This is a genomic window from Micromonospora sp. NPDC003241, assembly GCF_053589795.1.
In genome coordinates, this window is record NZ_JBSFSO010000046.1 from 12,715 (window position 1) to 31,715 (window position 19,001).

Below are 19,001 nucleotides of genomic sequence, written 5' to 3' on the forward strand. Positions count from 1 at the left end.
GACGCATCACCCACACGACGGGGAGGGGCCGCACCGGCCCCTCCCCGTCCGCCTGCGCCCGCCTGCCCGCCGTGCGGGGGTGCGGGGTGCGGGGGTGCGTGTAAGGAAGGGACCCTTCCTATACAAAAAGCGATAGGAAGGGTCCCTTCCTTACACCAAGGGCGGGTGTGACAGACTCGCCGATCGAGCGGGCGGGAGGTCACGACAGCGATGCCAACGAGATTCCGGCGATCCGTCGTCACCGCCGTGCTGCTCGCGACCATGCCGTCCGCGCTGGTCGGGTGCGGCCTGCTGGGCGGGGAGGACGAGGCGGAGCAGCCCGGTCGGGCCCCCGCCGAGGAAGCCATGACCAAGGCGCGCGAGCGGGTGCAGGCGTACCTCGACGCGATGGCGGCCAAGGACGTGGCGGCCGGGCGCAGCCAGCTCTGCACCGCGCTGCACGAGGCGTTCGACGGGGCCGCCACCGGCCCCAACGGTGACTTCGCCGACCACTTCGAGGTGCCCCGCTCCGAGATCGTCGACATCCGGCCCGGAGAGGCCGGACAGGAGGTCAGCGTCTCGGTCACGGTGACCGCCGGTCGCCGCGAGGCCACCCGCGCGCTGTTGTTCACGGTCACCCGGGACGGGCTCGACTGGTGCATCTCCGCCGAACGGCCGGGCGGGAACAGCCCCGCGCCGGTGGCGCCGGACGGCAGCGCCCCGGCGCCGACTCCGTGACCTGCGCGCTCGCCTGACGCGTCCATCTGCCGGAACCCGGCCCCTCGCCGGTTGCCCACCCGGCCGGTCGCCGTACGCTGGGATTCATGCGCCATGAGTGGCATCAGTTGAGCCATCCGTCGGTGGGCAGCCCGGTGTTGCAGACCAGCCGTCCGACCGTGAACTCCGCCGAGGACGAGGCCCTCGGCCTGGACCGCTGGCGGGAGCTGCCCCGGGCCCAGACCCCACCCTGGCCGGACCCGGCCCAGGTGGCGGAGGTCTGCAAGGTCCTGGACACGGTCCCGTCGGTGGTCGCGCCGTACGAGGTCGACCAGCTCCGCCAGCGCCTCGCGCTGGTCTGCGAGGGCAAGGCGTTCCTGCTCCAGGGCGGTGACTGCGCGGAGACCTTCGCCGACAACACCGAGAGCCACCTGCTGGCCAACGCCCGCACGCTGCTGCAGATGGCGATCGTGCTCACCTACGGCGCCTCGCTGCCGGTGGTCAAGGTGGCCCGGGTGGCCGGGCAGTACACCAAGCCCCGGTCGCTGCCGACCGACGCCCGGGGGCTGCCGGCCTACCGCGGCGACATGATCAACTCGCTGGAGGCCACGCCGGAGGCGCGCGTCGCCGACCCGCAGCGCATGATCCGGGCGTACGCGAACTCGGCCGCCGCGATGAACATGCTCCGCGCGTACCTCGCCGGTGGGCTCGCCGACCTGCACGCCGTGCACGACTGGAACAAGGGCTTCGTGCGCAACTCCCCGGCCGGCGAGCGGTACGAGGCGATCGCCCGGGAGATCGACCGGGCGATGGCCTTCATCCGGGCCTGCGGGATGACCGACGACGAGGCGCTGCGGACGGTCACCCTCTACTGCTCCCACGAGGCCCTGGCGCTGGAGTACGACCGCGCGCTGACCCGGGTCTCCGACAACCGGCCGTACGGGCTGTCCGGGCACTTCCTGTGGATCGGCGAGCGGACCCGGCAGCTCGACGGGGCGCACATCGACTTCATCTCCCGCATCGCCAACCCGATCGGCGTCAAGCTCGGCCCGACCACCACCCCGGACGACGCCATCGAGCTGTGCGAGAAGCTCAACCCGGACAACATCCCCGGCCGGCTCACACTGATCAGCCGGATGGGCAACCACAAGGTCCGCGACGCGTTGCCGCCGATCGTGGCGAAGGTGACCGCCGCCGGGGCCAAGGTGGTGTGGCAGTGCGACCCGATGCACGGCAACACCCACGAGTCGTCCAACGGCTACAAGACCCGGCACTTCGACCGGATCGTCGACGAGGTGCTGGGCTACTTCGAGGTGCACCGGGGGCTGGACACCCACCCGGGCGGCCTGCACGTCGAGCTGACCGGCGAGGACGTCACCGAGTGCCTGGGCGGCGCGCAGGGCATCGCCGACCTGGACCTGCCCGGCCGGTACGAGACCGCCTGCGACCCCCGCCTGAACACCCAGCAGTCGCTGGAGTTGGCGTTCCTCGTAGCGGAGATGCTCCGTGGCTGACGCGAGGAGTGAGCTTGCGAGCCCCGCAGTCGGCGGCCGGAGATGCTCCGTGGCTGACGCGAGGAGTGAGCTTGCGAGCCCCGCAGTCGGTAGCCCAGGAATGACAGTGGCTGACGTGAGGAGTGAGCTTGCGAGCCCCGCAGTCGGCGGCCGAAGGGACAACAGTGGCTGATTTCATCGACCTGCGGTCGGACACGGTGACCCGGCCGACCGCCGGGATGCGGGAGGCGATGGCCACCGCCGAGGTCGGCGACGACGTTTACGGCGAGGACCCGACGGTCAACGCGTTGGAGGCCGAGGTCGCCGCGCTGTTCGGGCACGAGGCGGCGCTGTTCTGCCCGAGCGGGTCGATGGCCAACCAGATCGCCCTGCAACTGGTGGTGCCGCCCGGCGCGGAGTTGCTCTGCGACGCCGACGCGCACGTCATCACGTACGAGATGGGCGCGGCTGCCGCGTACGGCGGGATTACCTCGCGGACCTGGCCGGCGGTGGGCGCGCAGATCGACCCCGACGTGGTCGCCGGCATGGTCCGGCCGGACGGCTACTGGGCGGTGCCCACCCGGGCGATCGCCGTGGAGCAGACCCACAACCGGAGCGGCGGTGGGGTGATCCCGCTGGACACGCTCCGCGCGTTGCGGGAGGTGGCCGACTCCGCGCAGGCGGCGCTGCACTGCGACGGTGCCCGGATCTGGCACGCGCATGTGGCCGACGGGGTGCCGCTGGCCGGGTACGGTGCGCTCTTCGACACGCTGTCGGTCTGCCTGTCCAAGGGGCTGGGCGCACCGGTCGGCTCGCTGGTGATCGGCAGTGCCGAGCGGATCGACCGGGCCCGGTCGATCCGGAAGCGGATGGGGGGCGGGATGCGCCAGGCCGGCATCCTGGCCGCCGCCGGACGGTACGCGCTGGCTCACCACGTCGACCGGCTCGCCGAGGACCACGCGAAGGCGGCCGGGCTGGCCGAGGCGATCGCCCCGTTCGGGGTGCTGGCGAATGCCGCGCGGACGAATCTGGTCCCGTTGGACCTGACCAAGGCGTCCCTGGACGCGCCGGCACTGGCCGCCGCAGCCCGTGCCGACGGTGTCCTGGTCTCGGTCCTCGGCCCGCGTACCGCCCGGCTGGTGACCCACCTGGACGTCACCGACGACGAGGCGGACCGGGCCGCAACCGTGCTCACCCGCATCCTGCGCCGCTGACCCACCCGCCGCCGCGCCCGCGCGTGGCGGCGGGCCAGCGGGTACGGCCGGCGGACGCCGGAGCCCGGGGGAGCCCGGTCCGGCTCGGTCAGACGGTCAGGCCGGGGCGAGGCGGCGCAGCGTGGCGATGTCGGCGGCGTGGCCTTCGTACCCCTCGGTGGGCGTCTCCACCAGGATCGGCACGCCCGCGGTGGCCGGGTGCCGCATCAGCTCGGCGAAGGCCGGTTCGCCGATCAGGCCCTTGCCGATGGTCTCGTGCCGGTCGCGGGTGGAACCGCACAGGTCCTTCGAGTCGTTCGCGTGCACCAGCCGCAGCCGGTCCGCGCCGACTGTGGCCACCAGGGTGTCCAGCGTCTCGGTCATTCCGCCCTCGGCGGCCAGGTCGTGCCCGGCGGCCCAGGCGTGGCAGGTGTCGAAGCAGACGCCGAGCCAGGGGTGGCGGTCCACCGCGTCGAGGTAGGGCCCGAGATGCTCCACCCGGCTGGCCAGGGATCGGCCGCCACCGGCGCTCGGCTCCACCAGCAGCATCGGCCCGTCATTGGTGGCGGCCGAGTCCAGCAGCGGCAGCAGCGCCTCGCGTACCTGCCGCATGGCCGCTTCGGCGTGCCCGGCGTCGACCGCGCTGCCGGCGTGGAACACCACCGCACGCGCGCCGATCGCGGCACCCCGGCGCAGCGCGTGGGCCAGGCTCTGCACCGAACGCTCGACCGTGGCCTCCGTCGGCGACCCCAGGTTGACCAGCAACGACGCGTGAATGTACGCGCTCACGCCGCGTTCGGCGCAGCCGTCGCGGAACAGCGCGTCCTGCACCGGGTCACCGGCCGGCGTCGCCCAGCCCCGGGAGTTGCCGACGTAGACCTGGGCCACCTCGGACCCGGCCCCGTCGACGTACGGCAGTGCCGCCTTCGCCAGCCCGCCGGAGGTCGGCGTGTGCGAGCCGAGCGGCCGGTGGCCGTGCGCCTGGGGGCCGGGGTGCGCCGCCGTCATCAGAAGCACCCGATGGTGATCTGGCTGCCGGGCGGCACCTGGGCGTTCTCGCTCGGGTTCTGGAACCGGGCGACGGCGTTCGGGTTGAACTGCACGGACACCTGGAAGCCCTGGCTCTCCAGCACCTGCTTGGCCTGCTGGCAGGGCAGGTCGACGACGCGGGGCACGGTCACCTGCGGCGGCCCCTCGCTGACCTCCAGCCGGACCTGGGCGCCCTTCTCCACTCCGCTGCCGTCGGCCGGGCTCTGCCCGAGCACCTCGTCGCGGGGCTTGTCGGACTCCTTGTAGGTCGGCTCGACCAGCACCAGGCCGAGCTGGCCGATGATCCCGCGCGCCTCGTTGAGGCTCTTGCCGACCAGGTTCGGCACGGTGATCGGGGCCCGTCCCTTGCTGAGGAAGACGGTGATCTCCTGCCCCGGCTTGACCTCCTCGCCCGCCTCCGGCTTGGTGGCCACCACCATGCCCTCGGGCAGGCCGTCGTCGAACCGGGCCGGGCCCTTGACGACCTCAAGTTGTGCGTTGGCCAGATCCGCTTCGGCCAGGTCGAAGTCCTTGCCGACCACGTCCGGCATCGGGAACCGGTCCGGTCCCAGCGACAGGGTCAGGGTGATGGTGCCGCCCTTGAGGACCCGGGCGGCGGAAGCCGGCTCCTGCGCCAGCACGCCGTCGCGCGGCACCTGATCGTCGTGCCGGGGCTCGGCGTAGCGGATCGTGAAGCCGCCCTGGGACGCCTGGGACTCCGCCTCGGCCTTGCTCATGCTCACCAACTCCGGCGCGGTGGTGTACCGGCCGACCCCGAACCACCAGCCACCGAGCGCGGCGACCAGCCCGAGCACCACCACGACGGCGGCGATGGCCAGGCGCCCGCCGGAGTCCCCGCCGAACAGGCGGGCTCGCAGCGCGGCCAACTGGGCGGGCAGCCCGTCGCCGCCACTCGGGGCGGCCCGGCGTCGGCCCCGGGGCGGGGGACCGGCGCTGTCCTCGGGCAGCCGGGCCCAGGGCGGCCGCTGAGGCGGACGAACCGTCGAGACCACCATCGTCGGCTGGGAGACCACCGGCGCGTCGGCGAGCGACGGCAGCATGGTGGTGTGACTGTTCGCGGTGCCGAGGCCGTCCCGGGCCACCTGCACCTCGGCCAGCAGGGCACCGGCGTCGGCGGGACGGGCCGCCGGGTCACGTCGGGTGGCCCGGGCCACCAGGTCGTCGAGCACCCTGGGCAGGCCGGGGACCAGCGACGACGGTGCCGGTACGTCCCGGTCGACGTGCTGCCAGGCGATGTCGATCGGCCGGTCACCCTCGTACGGCACCCGGCCGGTGAGCATCTCGAACAGCACGATGCCCGCCGAGTAGACGTCGGTGCGGGCGTCCGCGCGGCCGTCGGTGACCAGCTCCGGGGCGACGTACGCCACGGTGGCCATCAGTTGGTTGCCGTTGTCGTGGTCGGTGCTGGCCTCGACCGCCCGGGCCAGCCCGAAGTCGGTGACCTTGACCACCCCGTCGACGAGGTTGGCCGGGCCGCCGCTGGGTGCCTCGGCGACCAGCACGTTCTCCGGCTTGATGTCGCGGTGCACCAGCCCGGTCCGGTGGGCGGCGGCGATGGCCGCCAGCACCTGCTCGGTGATCGCCAGCGCCTCGTCCGGGTTGAGCCGGCGTCGCTCGGCCAGCACCTCGCGCAGCGTGCGACCGCGCACGTACTCCATCACCAGGTAGGGCATCCCGTCGTGGGTGCCCTGGTCGTAGACGGCCACCACGTTGGGATGGGTGAGCCGGGCGATGGTCTTGGCCTCGTCGGTGAAGCGGTCGACGAAGCCGGCCAGCCCGGGGCGTCCCGGGGCACCGGCGGTGGCGTGAATGGTTTTCAGTGCGACGGTGCGTTCGAGCCGCTCGTCGGTGGCGGTGTACACGGTCGCCATGCCGCCACGAGCCACGCGACCGCGGATGCGGTAGCGCCCGTCGATCAGCGAGCCCAGCAACGTGTCGGCGACCTGTGTGTCCATCGGCAGGGAGTCTATGTGTCCAGGGGTGGTAGGTAGAATTTTTGTTTCCGGTGGTGGTGGAGAGGCAGAACAGGATGCTACCGCCGCAGCCGCCTCCGTGGGGCCACCCTGTGTACTCCGGGTTCCGCCGCCCCTGCTCAGCGCGCTGACGGGAGGTCGTTGACCCGGGGGGAGGGCGGCATGGCAGGGTGGTCCGGTGACCGACTCCGTACCCGCCGAGGGCTCCGCGCCCGAGGCCGGCCCCGCCGACTGGCTCACCCTGCCGGACGTCGCCGAACGGCTCGACCTGACGATCAGCAAGGTCCACCAGCTGATCCGGGATCGTGAGCTGATCGCGGTACGCCGCGACGGCGTCCGGCGGATCCCCGCCGATTTGGTGGCCAACCGCACCGTGCTCAAGCATCTGCCCGGCGTGCTCAACCTGCTGGCCGACGCCGGCTACGACGACGAGGCCGCGCTGCGCTGGCTCTACGAGCCCGACGCCTCCCTGCCCGGTGGCACCCCCGCCGCCGCTCTGGCCGGCGACCAGGCCCGCGAGATCAAGCGCCGCGCGCAGGCCCTCGGCTTCTGACCCGACCGCCCCCGACCCGCCGCGACCGGGTCGCCGGCCCGGTCGCGGAGCGTACCGGTCAGTCGGCCCGGCGGGTGGCGGCGATGGCCAGGTCCACCAGGGCCTGCCGGGCCTCGGTGTCCAGGTCCACCGCGGTCAGCGCGGCGAGCGCCGCGTCGGTGAGCGTGACGATGCGCTGTTCGGTGCGGGCCAGCGCCCCGGTCGAGGTGATCAGCTCACGCAGCCGGGCCACGCCCTCGGTGTCCAGGTCGGCGTCGCCGAGTCCGGCGAGCAGCAGCGCGCGCCCGGCTTCGTCGGCGGCCTCCATCGCCGCCGCGACCAGGTACGTCCGCTTGCCCTCGCGCAGGTCGTCACCGGCCGGCTTGCCGGTCTGCGCGGGGTCGCCGAAGACGCCCAGCACGTCGTCGCGCAACTGGAACGCCTCGCCCAGCGGCAGCCCGTACGCCGAGTAGGCGATGCGGACGTCGGCGGGCGCGTCGGCCAGCGCCGCGCCGAGCAGCAGCGGCCGCTCCACCGTGTACTTCGCCGACTTGTACCGGGCGACCTTGCCGGCCCGCTCCAGCGAGGTGTCGCCGGTCGCCTGGGTCACCACGTCCAGGTACTGCCCGACGGTGACCTCGGTGCGCATCTCGTCGAAGTCCGGCCGGGCACGCGCCACCGTCCGCGGGTCGAGCCCGGCGGAGTGCAGCAGCTCGTCGGACCAGACCAGGCAGAGGTCACCCAGCAGGATCGCCGCCGCGTCGCCGAACCCGTCGGGGTCGCCGCCCCAGCCGGCCGACCGGTGCCGGGCGGCGAACCTGCGGTGCACCGCAGGCTCACCCCGTCGGGTGTCCGACCGGTCCATCAGGTCGTCGTGGATGAGGGCACTGGCCTGGACGAACTCCAGCGCGGCCAGGGCGGTCACCACCGGATCGGTGTCCACCCCACCGGCGCCCCGGTACCCCCAGTAAGCGAAGGCGGGCCGCAGCCGCTTGCCGCCGCCGAGCACGAACGCCTCGATCGCCTCGGCCACCGGCACCAGCGCGTCGTCGACACCGGTCATCCAGGTCCGGCGGGCGGCGAGGAAGTCGGCCAGTGCCTTGTCGACGCGTTGGCGCAGGCCGGCACGGTCGACGGGGGAGACAGGAGCAGCGTGGGTCACGTCCCGACGCTAATGGGTCGGGGCCGGACACGGCGACCCACCCACCGTCCGACGCGCCGTGGCTGGGGCACCCCGCCTTCCGGCGGGCGTCGGCCACGTCCCCACCCCTGGGAAGGTGCTGGGGGTACGCGGGACCGGCCGCTAGAGTCGGTGCGTGGCGCTCGGACTTCCCTCGATCCTCCCGAACTCGCAACCGGCGATCGGGGAGTTGGTCCGCGACTGCCAGCCGACCTTCTCCTTCGAGTTCATGCCGCCCAAGACCGAGCAGGGTGAGCGGCAGCTCTGGCAGGCGATCCGCGAGTTGGAGCCGTTGCGCCCCTCGTTCGTCTCGATCACCTACGGTGCCGGCGGTACGACCCGGGACACCACGGTCGCGGTCACCGAGCGGGTGGCCACCGAGACCACCCTGCTGCCGATGGCCCACCTGACCGCGGTCAACCACTCGGTGGCCGAGCTGCGGCACGTGATCGGTCGGCTGGCCAGCGTCGGGGTGCGCAACGTGCTGGCGGTGCGGGGCGACCCGCCCGGCGACCCCAACGGCGAGTGGGTGCCGCACCCGGACGGCGTGAACTACGCCGAGGACCTGGTCCGGCTGGTCCGCCGCTCCGGCGACTTCAGTGTCGGCGTCGCGGCCTTCCCGTACCGTCACCCGCGCTCGCCGGACGTCGACACCGACACCGACTACTTCGTCCGCAAGTGCCGGGCCGGCGCCGAGTTCGCGATCACCCAGATGTTCTTCGACGCCGACGAGTACCTGCGCCTGCGTGACCGGGTGGCCGCCGCCGGGTGCGACACGCCGATCCTGGCCGGCGTGATGCCGGTGACCAAGATCGGCACGATCGAACGCTCCGAGCAGCTTTCCGGGGCGCCGTTCCCGCCGGCCCTGGCCGCGCGGTTCGAGCGGGTCGCCGACGATCCGGAGGCGGTCCGCCGGCTCGGTGTCGAGCAGACCAGCGAGATGTGCCGGCGACTGCTCGACGAGGGCGTCCCCGGGATCCACTTCATCACCTTCAACCGTTCCACCGCGACCCGTGAGATCTGGCAGAACCTGCGGGTGGGCGCCGCGACGTGACGCGGCGGGCGCGACACCTCAGCGCCGTCGGGTCGGTTGAACCGTGGTGGGCAGACAGCTGAACTGGAACGAGTACGCCACGGCGTGGGCCCGGCTGCACGGTGGGTTCGACCCCCGGGCGGCCACCCCCGTGGTACGCGGCTGGCTCCGTTTCGCCTACCACGTCGGGTTCCTGCTGGGCCGGCTCCGGGTCGGCCCGACCGCGGTCACCGTCTTCGGCGTGCTGCTCTGCCTCTGCGTACCGCTGTTCGCCGGGCGGCCGGGCGACGGGCCGTTCCTGGCCGCGCTGTTCGTGCTGCTCGCCTCGGTGGCGGACAGCGTCGACGGCGCGGTGGCGGTGGCCACCGGCCGCACCACCCGGCTCGGCTACGTCTACGACTCGCTTGCCGACCGGCTCGGCGAGGCCGCCTGGCTGGTGGCGTTCTGGCTGGTCGGCGCGCCGGGCGGGCTGGTCGCCGCGGCCGGCGCGCTGTCCTGGCTGCACGAGTACGTCCGGGCCCGGGCGGTCGCCGCCGGGATGCGCGAGATCGGCGCGGTGACCGTGGGGGAGCGGCCCACCCGGGTCTGCGTGGCCGTCGCCGGGTTGCTGCTGGCCGGTCTGACCGGGCTGATCGAGCTGGACCTGGCGGCCGGCACGATCACCATGGCGACGGCGGTGTGGGTGCTGCTGGCCGCCTTCGGCCTGGGTCAACTGCTCTCCGCCGTCCGCCGGGCCCTGATCGACGCCGACTGACCCGCCGCCGACCCGCCGGTGCCGTCCCACCCCCTACCAGGCGGGCCCGATCTCGTCGGCGACGATCTGCGCGGACAGGGTCACCATCGGCAGGCCACCGCCCGGGTGGCTGGAGCCGCCGACGAGCCACAGGCCGTGCGCCGCTCCCCGGTTGGCGGGGCGGAGCAGACCACCGGCCGTACCGTAGATGGCTCCACCCGGCGCGCCGGTGGAGTCGGCCAGGTCGGCGGGAGTACGGATCTCACGGAACACCAACCGGTCCCGGACGTCCATGCCCCGCTCGGCCAGCACGTCGAGGATCCGGTCCGCGTACGCCGCCGCCAGCCCCGGCCGCCGCCAGTCCACCGCACCGGGCGCGGTGCCGTGGCGGGCGGCGTTGACCAGCACGAACCACGACTCGTGTCCGGCCGGGCGGACCGCCGGGTCGTCCGCCACGGTGACGAAGACCGTCGGGTCGGTGGCCGGACGGGCGCGTACGCCCCGCCCCGGGGCACCGAAGATCGCGTCGAACTCGGCGTCGTAGTCGTGCGGGAAGAAGACGGTGTGGTGGGCCAGCCCGGAGTCGCCGCGTACGCCGAGCAGCAGCACGAAACCGGCCAGGCTGCGGTCGGTGAGCCCGGCCAGCCGGCGCGGGTCGGGCAGCAGGTCCCGGTAGACGGTGAGCGCGTCGACGTTGGCCACCACCACGTCGGCCGGCACCGGGGCGGCCTGCCCGTCGACGCGTACACCGTGCACCCGCCCGCCCGCCGCGTCGATCCGGGTGACCGTGGCGCCGGTGCGGACGACCACGCCGAGGTCCAGGCAGCGCGACAGCAGCGCGTCGGCGAGGCTGCCCAGCCCGCCGCGTAGGTACCAGCCGCCGAACGCCAACTCCGCGTAGGGGACCGCGACCAGCGCGGCGGGCGCGCGGCGCGGATCGGCGCCGGTGTAGGTGGCGTACCGGTCCAGCAGCATCCGCAGCCGAGGGTCGGACAGGTGGGCGCGACCCAGCCCGCGCAGGCTCTGTCCGGGCCGGATGGCGGCCAGGTCGCCGAGCCGCCAGGCCAGCCGGGTCAGGTCCCGGGGCGAGTCGACGCGACGGCGCAGGATGTCGTGCTCGGAGGCCCGCCACACCCGCCCGGCACGCCGCCACAGCCGCTGCCAGTCGGCCGCCGCCCGGTCGCCGAGGGTGGCGCCGATGCGGGCGGCGAACTCCGTCGGGTCGGCGCAGGAGTCCAGCACCGGCCCGCCGCCGGGGAAGACGTGTCGCACGATCGGGTCCAGTTCGACCAGGTCGACGTACTCGTCGAGCTTGGCCCCGGTCGCCTCGAACAGCTCGTGGAAGATCCCGGGCAGGGTGAGCAGGCTGGGACCGGTGTCGAAGTGGAACGACCCGGAGGCGGTGTCGTGCGTGTACCGCCCGAGTTTGCCGCCGACCGTGTCGGCCCGTTCGAGGACGGTCACCTGGTGCCCGGTGACGGCCAGCCGGGCGGCGACCGCCAGTCCACCCACTCCGGCGCCGACGACCACGATCCGCGCCATGCGATGTCCTCCCAGAGTGGGCCTACCAGGGCCTAGCCGACCGGTCGGCCGCGCCAGGACAGGCGCCGCCGCTTGCGCAGATGGTACGACCGTACGGTCAACCAACCGAGGACCGCGACCGACACGGGGTGGCCCAGCGCGTCGGGCCAGGCCCGGCCGCCGGTGGCGCGTGCGCTGACCACCCGCCCGACCACCCCCAGCAGGTACGCCGACAGCGCGAGCCCGGCCACCACGGGCGCGCCGGCCAGCAGCGCGCCGACGGCGACCAGCGGCGGCGCGGTGTAGAGCAGGAGCAGCAGGGACATCACCACGGCGGCGGCGAGCGGATGCCCGAACGTGGCCCACAGCGACTTGGTGTAGCCGTCGCGCAGTTGCGGCCAGTCGTCGTACATCCGGCAGGCGGCCAGCCGGGACCCGTCGGCGAGGGCGATCCGGCCGCCGGACCGCTTCACCGCCCGGGCCAGCTCGATGTCCTCCAGCACCCGGTCGGCCACCGCCGCGTGCCCACCGGCCCGCAGGTAGCCGGCCCGGTCCACGACCAGGAACTGACCGCCCGCCGCAGCCAGCGACGGCCGGGACGAACGCTCCATCGCACGCAGCGGCAGGAAGGTCAACCACAACCACTGCAACAGCGGCTGCACCAGCCGGTCCGCCGCCGTCCGCACCACGATCCGCGGGTACGGCGACAGCAGCGCCGCCCCGGCGGCCCGCAGCTCGGTCACCGCCGCCGCCACCGCGTACCGGTCGAGCACCACGTCGGCGTCCACGAAGACCAGCGCGGTCGCCGACGGGTCGGCACGGTCGGCCAGTTGCCAGCAGGCGTGCGGCTTGCCCAGCCAGCCCGGCGGCGGCGCGATCCCGGTGACCAGGGTGACCCGGGGGTCGTCGCCGACCACCGTCCGGACCACGTCGGCGGTGCCGTCGGTGGACCCGTCGTCGAGCACCACGACCCGCAACCCGGGTACGCCCCGCTGGGCGAGCAGGGACCGCAGGCACGGGGTCACCCGGGCGGCCTCGTCGCGCAGCGGCAGCAGCACCGTCACCGCCTCGGTGACCTCGACCGGCCCCGACGCGGGACGGCGCAACCAGCGGCCGGCGTTGACCAGGGTGTGCCCGGTCAGCACGACGAGCACGCCGAACACGGCGAGCGGCAGCGCCACGCTCATGCCGGCTGCGCGCCGTCATGAGGCACTTCCGCACTGCGTCGATGATTCGCTCGCTGACGCTCGCTCATGCCGGGACGTCGGCCCGGAGCCGGGGTTCGCTGTCGGTGTGCCCCGTTCGGCGCTGCCGCAGCAGGCTGACCGCCAGCGGCACCGCGACGACCGACATGCCGGCCGCACCCCACAGCGCCGAGGCCGGCAGGTCCAGGAAGACCGCGTGGGCCAGCACGCTGGAGCCGTAGGTCCACAGGTAGAGCGCGTACAACGGATGGTCGGTGTGGTCGGTGGTGTCCACGGCCGGTCCGGCGAGCGGACGCAGCGCGGTCATCATGAGCACCGCGAACAGCAGCCAGCCGAGATAGTTGCTGATCGGGATGCCGGGCAGGCCGGGCAGCGCCGGGGTCGGGTCCCGCCACACCCAGTGCCCCTCGGCCACCATCTGTGGGTCGAGGAAGAGGTCCCAGGTGGCCAGGCCGACGGTGGCCAGCGCGATCCGGGTCGGCCACCGCCAGCGGCCCGCCGCCACCGCGATCCGCGCGGTGAGCCGGGTCGCCACCAGCCACGCCGGCCAGGCCATCCAGGTCCAGGCCAGCGGGATGATCAGCGGTACGCCGGCCAGCTTCGGGCCGAGCTGTCCCGAGTAGTCGTAGCTGCCGAACGGGAAGCCGGTGGCGACGCCGAGCGCCTCGATGGCGAACCCGCCCCCGGTCGCGGTGGCGATCAGCGCCGCGGCCGTACGCGGCCCCCGGGACAGCAACGCGTGGCCGACCGAGAGCAGATAGCCCAGCACGACGGTGGCCACGGTCAGCCGGGCCCGGGTCGTCCCGTCGGTCAACGGATAGCCGATCTGGGCCAGCACCAGCAGGGCGAGCATCGCCCAGGCGTAGACCCGGGCACGGCGGGCGGACGGCGTCATGGCTGTCCGGGACGGGCCGGTGGCGTCGGCCCCGGCAGGGGCAGGTCCCGGCCGAGTACGCCGAACGGGCGCTCGTCGCCGGGGAACCGGAAGTCGCGCAGCACATCGACGAAGCCGAACCGGCGGTACAGCCGCCAGGCACGTGAGGTGCTCTCGTCGGCCTCTGGGGTGGACAGCAGCGTGGTGGCGCCCTCGGCCATGGTGAGCAGGGCACGCAGTTGACCGGCGCCCAGGCCGTGCCCCTGCGCCGGTGGCCGGACGTGCAGCTCGACCACCTCGAAGCAGTCGGTCAGCCAGCGCTTGCGGTCGCCCTGCTCCAGCGCCCGCCAGACCTGGTCGTGCCACCACTGGCCGGGCCCGCCGACGTAGCCGTAGCCGAAGCCGGCCAGGTGCCCCTCGCTGGTCAGGCTGGCCACGGCGCGGAAACCGGGCCGGCGTACGTGGGTGGCGATGTAGCCACGGCGGGCCTCCAACAGGTCGGCGCGGTATCCCATCGCCTCGCCGTAGACGGCGACCACGTCGTCCAGCCGCCGGAGGAGATCGTCCGGCGTCCACCGCACCAACCTCATGCCCGTTCACCCTTCGCCGGGTCGTCCGCGTCGTCGACCCACCCCAGTACCGTCCGGTCACCGATCACGTCACGTACCTCGAATCGCGCGAAGAGTTCCTCCGCGTACCACCGCTCGGTCGGGGTGCGGGTGATCGCGGCCCGGTGCTCCGGGTGACGGTACGCGAACGCCACCAGATCCGCCGGATCCCGCCACACGCTCACCGTGCCCTGCCAGCCCAGGGGCGCCTCGCCGACGCCGAAACGGGCCAGCAGGCCGGGCGCGGCGTGCAGGGCGGCGGCGACCGGCGGGACGGCCCGCCAGAAGGTGAGCGCCCGCGTCGGCCGCAGCCGGGCCCGGGTCAGCGCCAGCACCGGCCCGTGGACCGGCCCACCGGCGGGCTCGCCGAACGGTCGCCGGCCGGACCACTCGCCCCGGCTGGTCAGTGGGCGCAGGTCGACCCGGACGCCCGACCGGGCGATGCCGGACCAGGCCCGTCCCACTCGCGAGCCGGTGAACCCGGCCGCTGCGGCGGGGGAGTCCCACACCGTCAGCGCCGCCCAGCGGGTGAGGTCGGCGTCGCCCGGCCCGAAGCCGGTGCCGGTCCCGGTGCCGAGCAGCTTGCCGAACCGTACGCCGGGCAGTGCGCGCAGCCGACGCGGGTCGAGCGCCATCCGGCCCAAGGCCCGGCCCAGGGCGGCCCGGGGAATCCGCCACACGTGCAGGGTGACCAGCTCGGGGACGGTCTCGGTGGTGTTCACGCCACGTCGGTCGGGGTCCCGTGGGTGACCCGCAGCAGTTCGGCGTACGTGGTGGGGAAGACCGCCTGCGGCACGCCACCGGCGGCCCAGACCTCGTCGTACTTCTCCAGCGCGGTGTCGACGAGCGTACGCAGCGGGCGCGGGTGACCGACCGGGGCGACCCCGCCGATCACCTGGCCGGTGTGCTCCTTGACGAACTGCGGGGTGGCCCGGCGCAGCCGGGTGACCCCGAGCCGGGCGGCCAGGACGTCGGTGTCCACCCGGTGCGCGCCGGACGTGAGCACCAGCAGCGGTTCACCGTCGGCGTCGAAGACGAGCGAGTTGGCGATCGCGCCCACGTCGACCCCGAGCGCCTCGGCGGCGGCCGCCGCGGTGTGCACCGCGTCGGGCAGCAGCCGGACCAGGGCCCGCTTGCCGGAGCCGTTGCGGGTGTACGGGCCGTCGAGCGCGTCCTGCACCGCCTGGACGTTCGGGTGTGACTGCATCCCGCCATTCTTCCCGGTACGCCGACGGCCGGCGCACCCGGCCACAGCATGCGGAACCGGTCGCCCTGACCAGGCGGGTGACGTGGCTGGCCCGGCGCGTCACACGTTGCGTTTTCGTCAGGGGGAGGGTGTACTGTCAGCAGTAGTTAGAACGAGTGTTCGATTGCTGGCGTTGCCGGCGAAATCGAACGTTCGTTCCAACCCCTCGGGGGCGGGTGTTTCGCGGCACCGGCTCCCGACAGGTGCGGTGCCGCGGATCGCACCTGGGCTCCGGACAGTCGCGAGTCCGGACCCGTCAGGCAGGCCGTCGGCCGCCGCCCACGACCCCCGGGCGGCGGCCGACGGACCCGCCGGTAACGCCGGCCGGGTGGGGTGTGGGGAAGCTCCGCACCCGGCCGGCCACCTACCTGGTGCGTCTTCCTCCGCACCGCCCGCCGCGGGCGCGTACCGCGCCGACGGGTTCCACCCCGTCGCGCGACCGCCCCGCTCCGGCCCACGTGGAGGAGACCATGCCGACCAGTCCGGCCCAGGCGCCGACGGTGCCCGCGCACGTGCTGCCGCACCGCACTCCCGCCCAGTTGCTCACCGTGGCCCGTCAGGGCCTCGCCGAGGCCGCCCGGACCGGCCCCGACGGCCTCCGGTACGCCGCCGCCCACCTCGCGGCGCTGCGCGCCGCCGCCGCGGTGCTCGCCGCCCGCGCCCGTCCCGCACCCACCCGGCGCAACCGGATCACCAGCGTCTGGGTCCTGCTCGCGGTCGTCGCCCCCGAGCTCGACGAGTGGGCCGCCTACTTCGCCCTCGGTGCCGGCAAGCGCGCCGCCGCCGAGGCCGGCATACCCCGGGTGGTCACCGCCCGGGAGGCCGACGACCTGCTCCGCGCCGCCGAGGAGTTCGTGACGGTGGTGGAGGCCGGGCTCGGCCTGGCACATCAGCCGGCGATCGACGGTCTCGTCGCCTGAGTCGCGGCGTCCGGCCGCCACCGGTGGGACCCAGGGTGGCCGGACGCCGCCCGGCACGTCCTTCTGATCCACCTGATCCAGCACCGCACTGATCCAGCACCGCACTGATCCACGCACCGCACTGATCCAGCACCGCACTGATCCACGTACACGCAGCACCAGCACCACCCACCGGCGGGCACCCGGTGGTGACACGACGGGGGGTAGGTCCGATGGCGGGCCGCATGGTGGTCGGTTCCGCCGCGCTGGCCGGGTTGGTGCGTCCGGCCAGCGCACCCGACCCGGCAGGCGGCCACCGGATACTCCCCGTCCGCCCCGAGCTGACCGGGCTGCTGCCCGGTCGTGGACTGCGACGGGGCAGCACCATCGCGGTCGGCGTCGGGCAGCCCCGGCACAGCGGCACCACCTCGCTGCTGCTCGCCCTGCTCGCCGAGGCGTCCCGGGCCGGTTCCTGGTGTGCCGTGGTCGGGATGCCGACCTTCGGCGCCGGTGCGGCGGCCGAGGCCGGGATCGCCCTGGACCGGCTCGCCCTGGTGCCGCAGCCCGGCCCCGAGTGGCCCACCGTCGTCGCCGCGCTCATCGACGGGGTCGACGTGGTGGTGACCGCGGTACCCGCCACCGTCTCCACCTCGGTCACCGCCCGGTTGGCCGCCCGGGCCCGTCAACGCGGCAGCGTGCTCGTGCCGTACGGCCGGTGGGACGGGGCGGACCTGACACTCCAGGTGGTCCGGGGCGCCTGGGAGGGGCTCGGGGCGGGGCGGGGACGGCTGCGCCGCCGGGAGGTGACCATCTCGGCACACGGGCGGGGCGCGGCCGCCCGCGCCAAGGAGCTCACGGTGTGGTTGCCCGGCGACGAGCTGACCCGCGTCATCCCCCGACCCACCACCGCCGCCCGGTCACACCCCGCCCGGTTCCGCGTACTGGCCTCCCCCCACACCGCGGAGCGCGCGACATGAGCGAGTGTCAGCGAGCGAGTCGTCAGCTCTGTGGTGCCTCATGGCGGCGCGGAGCGCCGACATGAGCACGTCGGCTCGGACGCTGCTGCTCTGGTGTCCGGACTGGCCGGTGCTCGCCGCCGAGATCGTCGACGGGGTGCCCGCCACCGAGCCGGTCGCGGTGCTGCACGCCAACCGGGTGGTCGCCTGCTCCGAGCAGGCCCGTGCCGAGGGGGTGCGTCGGGGGCTGCGCCGACGGGAGGCGCAGGGGCGCTGTCCGGGACTCACCGTCGTCGACCACGATCCCGGTCGGGACGCCCGGGCGTTCGAGCCGGTGGTGGCCGCGGTCGAGGAGGTGGCGGTCGGGGTCGAGGTGGTCCGCCCGGGGGCCTGTGCGCTGGCCGCCCGGGGACCGGTCCGGTACTTCGGCGGTGAGGAGGCGGCGGCCGAGCGGATCGTCGAGCACGTCGCGCAGAGTTGCGCGGTGGAGAGCCAGGTCGGCATCGCCGACGGGGTGTTCGCCGCCGGGCTGGCCGCGCGGGAGGGGCGGATCGTGCCGCCCGGTGAGACGCCGGAGTTCCTGGCCGTCCAGCCGGTAGAGGCACTCGGGCGACCCGCCCTGGCCGACCTGTTGCGCCGGCTCGGGGTGCGTACGCTCGGCGACTTCGCGGCGCTGGCCGCCGGTGACGTGCTGGCCCGGTTCGGGTTCGACGGGGCGCTGGCCCACCGGTTGGCCATCGGTGGCGACGACCGGCCGCTTGCGGTCCGACGTCCGCCTGTGGACCTGACGGTCACCACCGACCTGGACGAGCCGATCGAGCGCGTCGACGTGGCGGCGTTCGCGGCGCGGACGCTGGCCGAGCGGCTGCACGAGCGGCTCGCCGGGCACGGGCTGGCCTGCACCCGGCTCGGCATCGAGGCGGTGACCGCGCACGGCCAGGAGCTGCACCGGGTCTGGCGGCACGACGGTCTGCTCAGCGCGGCGGCGATCGCCGACCGGGTCCGCTGGCAACTGGACGGTTGGCTCTCCGGCGGTGGCCGGCGGGGTGGTGACCGGCCGCCCCGGCCCACCGCAGGGATCGTCCGGCTGCGGCTGGTGCCGGACGGGGTACTGGCCCAGGCCGGTCTGCAACCGGGGCTGTGGGGCGAGACCGGTGCGGAACGCGAGCGGGCACACCGGGCGCTGAGCCGGGTGCAGGGCCTGCTCGGCCCGGAGGCGGTGGTCACCGCCGTACTCGGTGGCGGCCGGTCGCCGGCCGACCAGACGCGGCTGGTCCCCTGGGGCGACGAGCGGTTACCGGCCCGTCCCGGCGCCGCGCCGTTGCCGGGCGAACCCGTCGAACGCCACGGCGGCGCGTCGTGGCTGACCGGAACCGGTGGGGCCGTGCCGCCCGTCCCGGTCGGTGCCGACGGCGGCACGCCGCGCGCCCGTCACTCCACCGGGGCGAGTGCCGCTGCTTTCGGCACCGGTGGGGGACCGGCTGCCGCCGGGGCGAGTGGGGTCGGCTCTGCCATTTCCGGGTCTAGCTCCGCTAGGCCCGGGACCAGACTCGGGTCCAGCTCCGCCAGTTCCGGGGCCAGCTCTGGCGGGTCCGGGTCCGAGTCCGGCTCCGGCTCCGGGTCCGGGGCCGGGGCCGGGTCCGAGGGCCGGCCGGGTCGGGTCGGTGGCCGGGCGAGTTCCGGGCCGGCCGTACCGTCCTGGCCGGGACGGCTGCCGCCGCCTTCGCCGGCCGTGGTGCTGCCCACCCCGCTCACCGCGAGCGTGCTGGACGCCACCGGCGCACCGGTCGTGGTGAGCGCGCGATTGAC

The 19,001-nt window shown here is 74.5% G+C and carries 17 protein-coding genes and 1 pseudogene; 9 read left to right on the forward strand and 9 right to left on the reverse strand.

Annotation, left to right across the window (positions count from 1 at the left end; translation table 11 throughout):
- The first annotated feature begins 210 nt into the window (after positions 1–210).
- The 3 genes from ACWDVW_RS26990 (at position 211) to ACWDVW_RS27000 (ending at position 3,403) form a co-directional block, all read left to right on the forward strand.
- On the forward strand, positions 211–717 hold the full coding sequence (locus ACWDVW_RS26990) for a hypothetical protein (RefSeq protein WP_449954145.1): 507 nt from the start codon (positions 211–213) through the stop codon (positions 715–717).
- A gap of 86 nt (positions 718–803) precedes the next feature.
- Entirely contained in the window at positions 804–2,210 is a 1,407-nt protein-coding gene (locus ACWDVW_RS26995) for a class II 3-deoxy-7-phosphoheptulonate synthase (protein ID WP_449954147.1), read from the forward strand.
- 164 nt (positions 2,211–2,374) lie between these two features.
- The gene (locus ACWDVW_RS27000; protein ID WP_449954150.1) at positions 2,375–3,403 is read left to right on the forward strand and encodes a threonine aldolase family protein; all 1,029 of its coding nucleotides are present in this window, start codon (positions 2,375–2,377) and stop codon (positions 3,401–3,403) included.
- Between the two features lie 96 nt (positions 3,404–3,499).
- Here the strand turns inward: ACWDVW_RS27000 and ACWDVW_RS27005 are convergent, their stop codons facing one another.
- Both ACWDVW_RS27005 and pknB read right to left on the reverse strand, forming a co-directional pair.
- Positions 3,500–4,390 carry a deoxyribonuclease IV gene (locus tag ACWDVW_RS27005; protein WP_449954152.1) on the reverse strand — a complete coding sequence of 297 codons (891 nt, stop codon included), beginning with the start codon at positions 4,388–4,390 and terminating at the stop codon, positions 3,500–3,502.
- A complete protein-coding gene (gene pknB, locus ACWDVW_RS27010) occupies positions 4,390–6,387 on the reverse strand; it encodes a Stk1 family PASTA domain-containing Ser/Thr kinase (protein ID WP_449954154.1) in 1,998 nt (665 codons plus the stop codon). Before pknB ends, ACWDVW_RS27005 begins: the two co-directional genes overlap by 1 nt.
- A gap of 196 nt (positions 6,388–6,583) precedes the next feature.
- Between pknB and ACWDVW_RS27015 the strand changes: the two genes are divergently transcribed.
- Entirely contained in the window at positions 6,584–6,958 is a 375-nt protein-coding gene (locus ACWDVW_RS27015) for an Rv2175c family DNA-binding protein (protein WP_449954157.1), read from the forward strand.
- A 58-nt stretch (positions 6,959–7,016) separates the two neighbouring features.
- Here the strand turns inward: ACWDVW_RS27015 and ACWDVW_RS27020 are convergent, their stop codons facing one another.
- Positions 7,017–8,099, reverse strand: a complete 1,083-nt coding sequence (locus ACWDVW_RS27020; protein ID WP_449954159.1) for a polyprenyl synthetase family protein — start codon at positions 8,097–8,099, stop codon at positions 7,017–7,019.
- Between the two features lie 154 nt (positions 8,100–8,253).
- Between ACWDVW_RS27020 and metF the strand changes: the two genes are divergently transcribed.
- Positions 8,254–9,171: a methylenetetrahydrofolate reductase [NAD(P)H] gene (metF, locus tag ACWDVW_RS27025; RefSeq protein WP_449954162.1), complete on the forward strand. Its 918-nt coding sequence runs from the start codon at positions 8,254–8,256 to the stop codon at positions 9,169–9,171.
- 43 nt (positions 9,172–9,214) lie between these two features.
- Complete coding sequence (locus tag ACWDVW_RS27030) at positions 9,215–9,904, forward strand: CDP-alcohol phosphatidyltransferase family protein (protein WP_449954165.1); 690 nt, start codon at positions 9,215–9,217, stop codon at positions 9,902–9,904.
- A 33-nt stretch (positions 9,905–9,937) separates the two neighbouring features.
- Here the strand turns inward: ACWDVW_RS27030 and ACWDVW_RS27035 are convergent, their stop codons facing one another.
- The 6 genes from ACWDVW_RS27035 to ACWDVW_RS27060 all read right to left on the reverse strand — a co-directional run bounded on the left by ACWDVW_RS27035 (position 9,938) and on the right by ACWDVW_RS27060 (position 15,298).
- Positions 9,938–11,425 (reverse strand): phytoene desaturase family protein, encoded by a 1,488-nt coding sequence (locus tag ACWDVW_RS27035; protein ID WP_449954168.1) that lies wholly within the window; start codon positions 11,423–11,425, stop codon positions 9,938–9,940.
- Positions 11,426–11,457: 32 nt separating this feature from the next.
- Positions 11,458–12,591, reverse strand: coding sequence for a glycosyltransferase (locus ACWDVW_RS27040; RefSeq protein WP_449954171.1), 1,134 nt, complete (start codon positions 12,589–12,591; stop codon positions 11,458–11,460).
- 64 nt (positions 12,592–12,655) lie between these two features.
- Positions 12,656–13,504, reverse strand: coding sequence for a carotenoid biosynthesis protein (locus tag ACWDVW_RS27045; protein WP_449954174.1), 849 nt, complete (start codon positions 13,502–13,504; stop codon positions 12,656–12,658).
- Complete coding sequence (locus ACWDVW_RS27050) at positions 13,501–14,073, reverse strand: GNAT family N-acetyltransferase (protein ID WP_350696330.1); 573 nt, start codon at positions 14,071–14,073, stop codon at positions 13,501–13,503. Before ACWDVW_RS27050 ends, ACWDVW_RS27045 begins: the two co-directional genes overlap by 4 nt.
- Complete coding sequence (locus ACWDVW_RS27055; protein WP_449954178.1) at positions 14,070–14,813, reverse strand: monooxygenase; 744 nt, start codon at positions 14,811–14,813, stop codon at positions 14,070–14,072. Before ACWDVW_RS27055 ends, ACWDVW_RS27050 begins: the two co-directional genes overlap by 4 nt.
- Complete coding sequence (locus tag ACWDVW_RS27060) at positions 14,810–15,298, reverse strand: YbaK/EbsC family protein (protein WP_449954181.1); 489 nt, start codon at positions 15,296–15,298, stop codon at positions 14,810–14,812. The genes ACWDVW_RS27055 and ACWDVW_RS27060 overlap by 4 nt, the downstream gene beginning before the upstream one ends.
- Positions 15,299–15,807: 509 nt before the next feature.
- On the opposite strand from ACWDVW_RS27060, the gene ACWDVW_RS27065 reads away from it, so the two are divergent.
- The 3 genes and pseudogenes from ACWDVW_RS27065 to ACWDVW_RS27075 all read left to right on the forward strand — a co-directional run.
- Entirely contained in the window at positions 15,808–16,257 is a 450-nt protein-coding gene (locus tag ACWDVW_RS27065; RefSeq protein WP_449954184.1) for an SAV_6107 family HEPN domain-containing protein, read from the forward strand.
- 212 nt (positions 16,258–16,469) lie between these two features.
- Complete coding sequence (locus ACWDVW_RS27070) at positions 16,470–17,213, forward strand: hypothetical protein (RefSeq protein WP_350696335.1); 744 nt, start codon at positions 16,470–16,472, stop codon at positions 17,211–17,213.
- A 61-nt stretch (positions 17,214–17,274) separates the two neighbouring features.
- Positions 17,275–18,981, forward strand: a pseudogene (locus ACWDVW_RS27075) (DNA polymerase Y family protein); the annotation flags it as partial.
- Between the last annotated feature and the right edge of the window lie 20 nt (positions 18,982–19,001).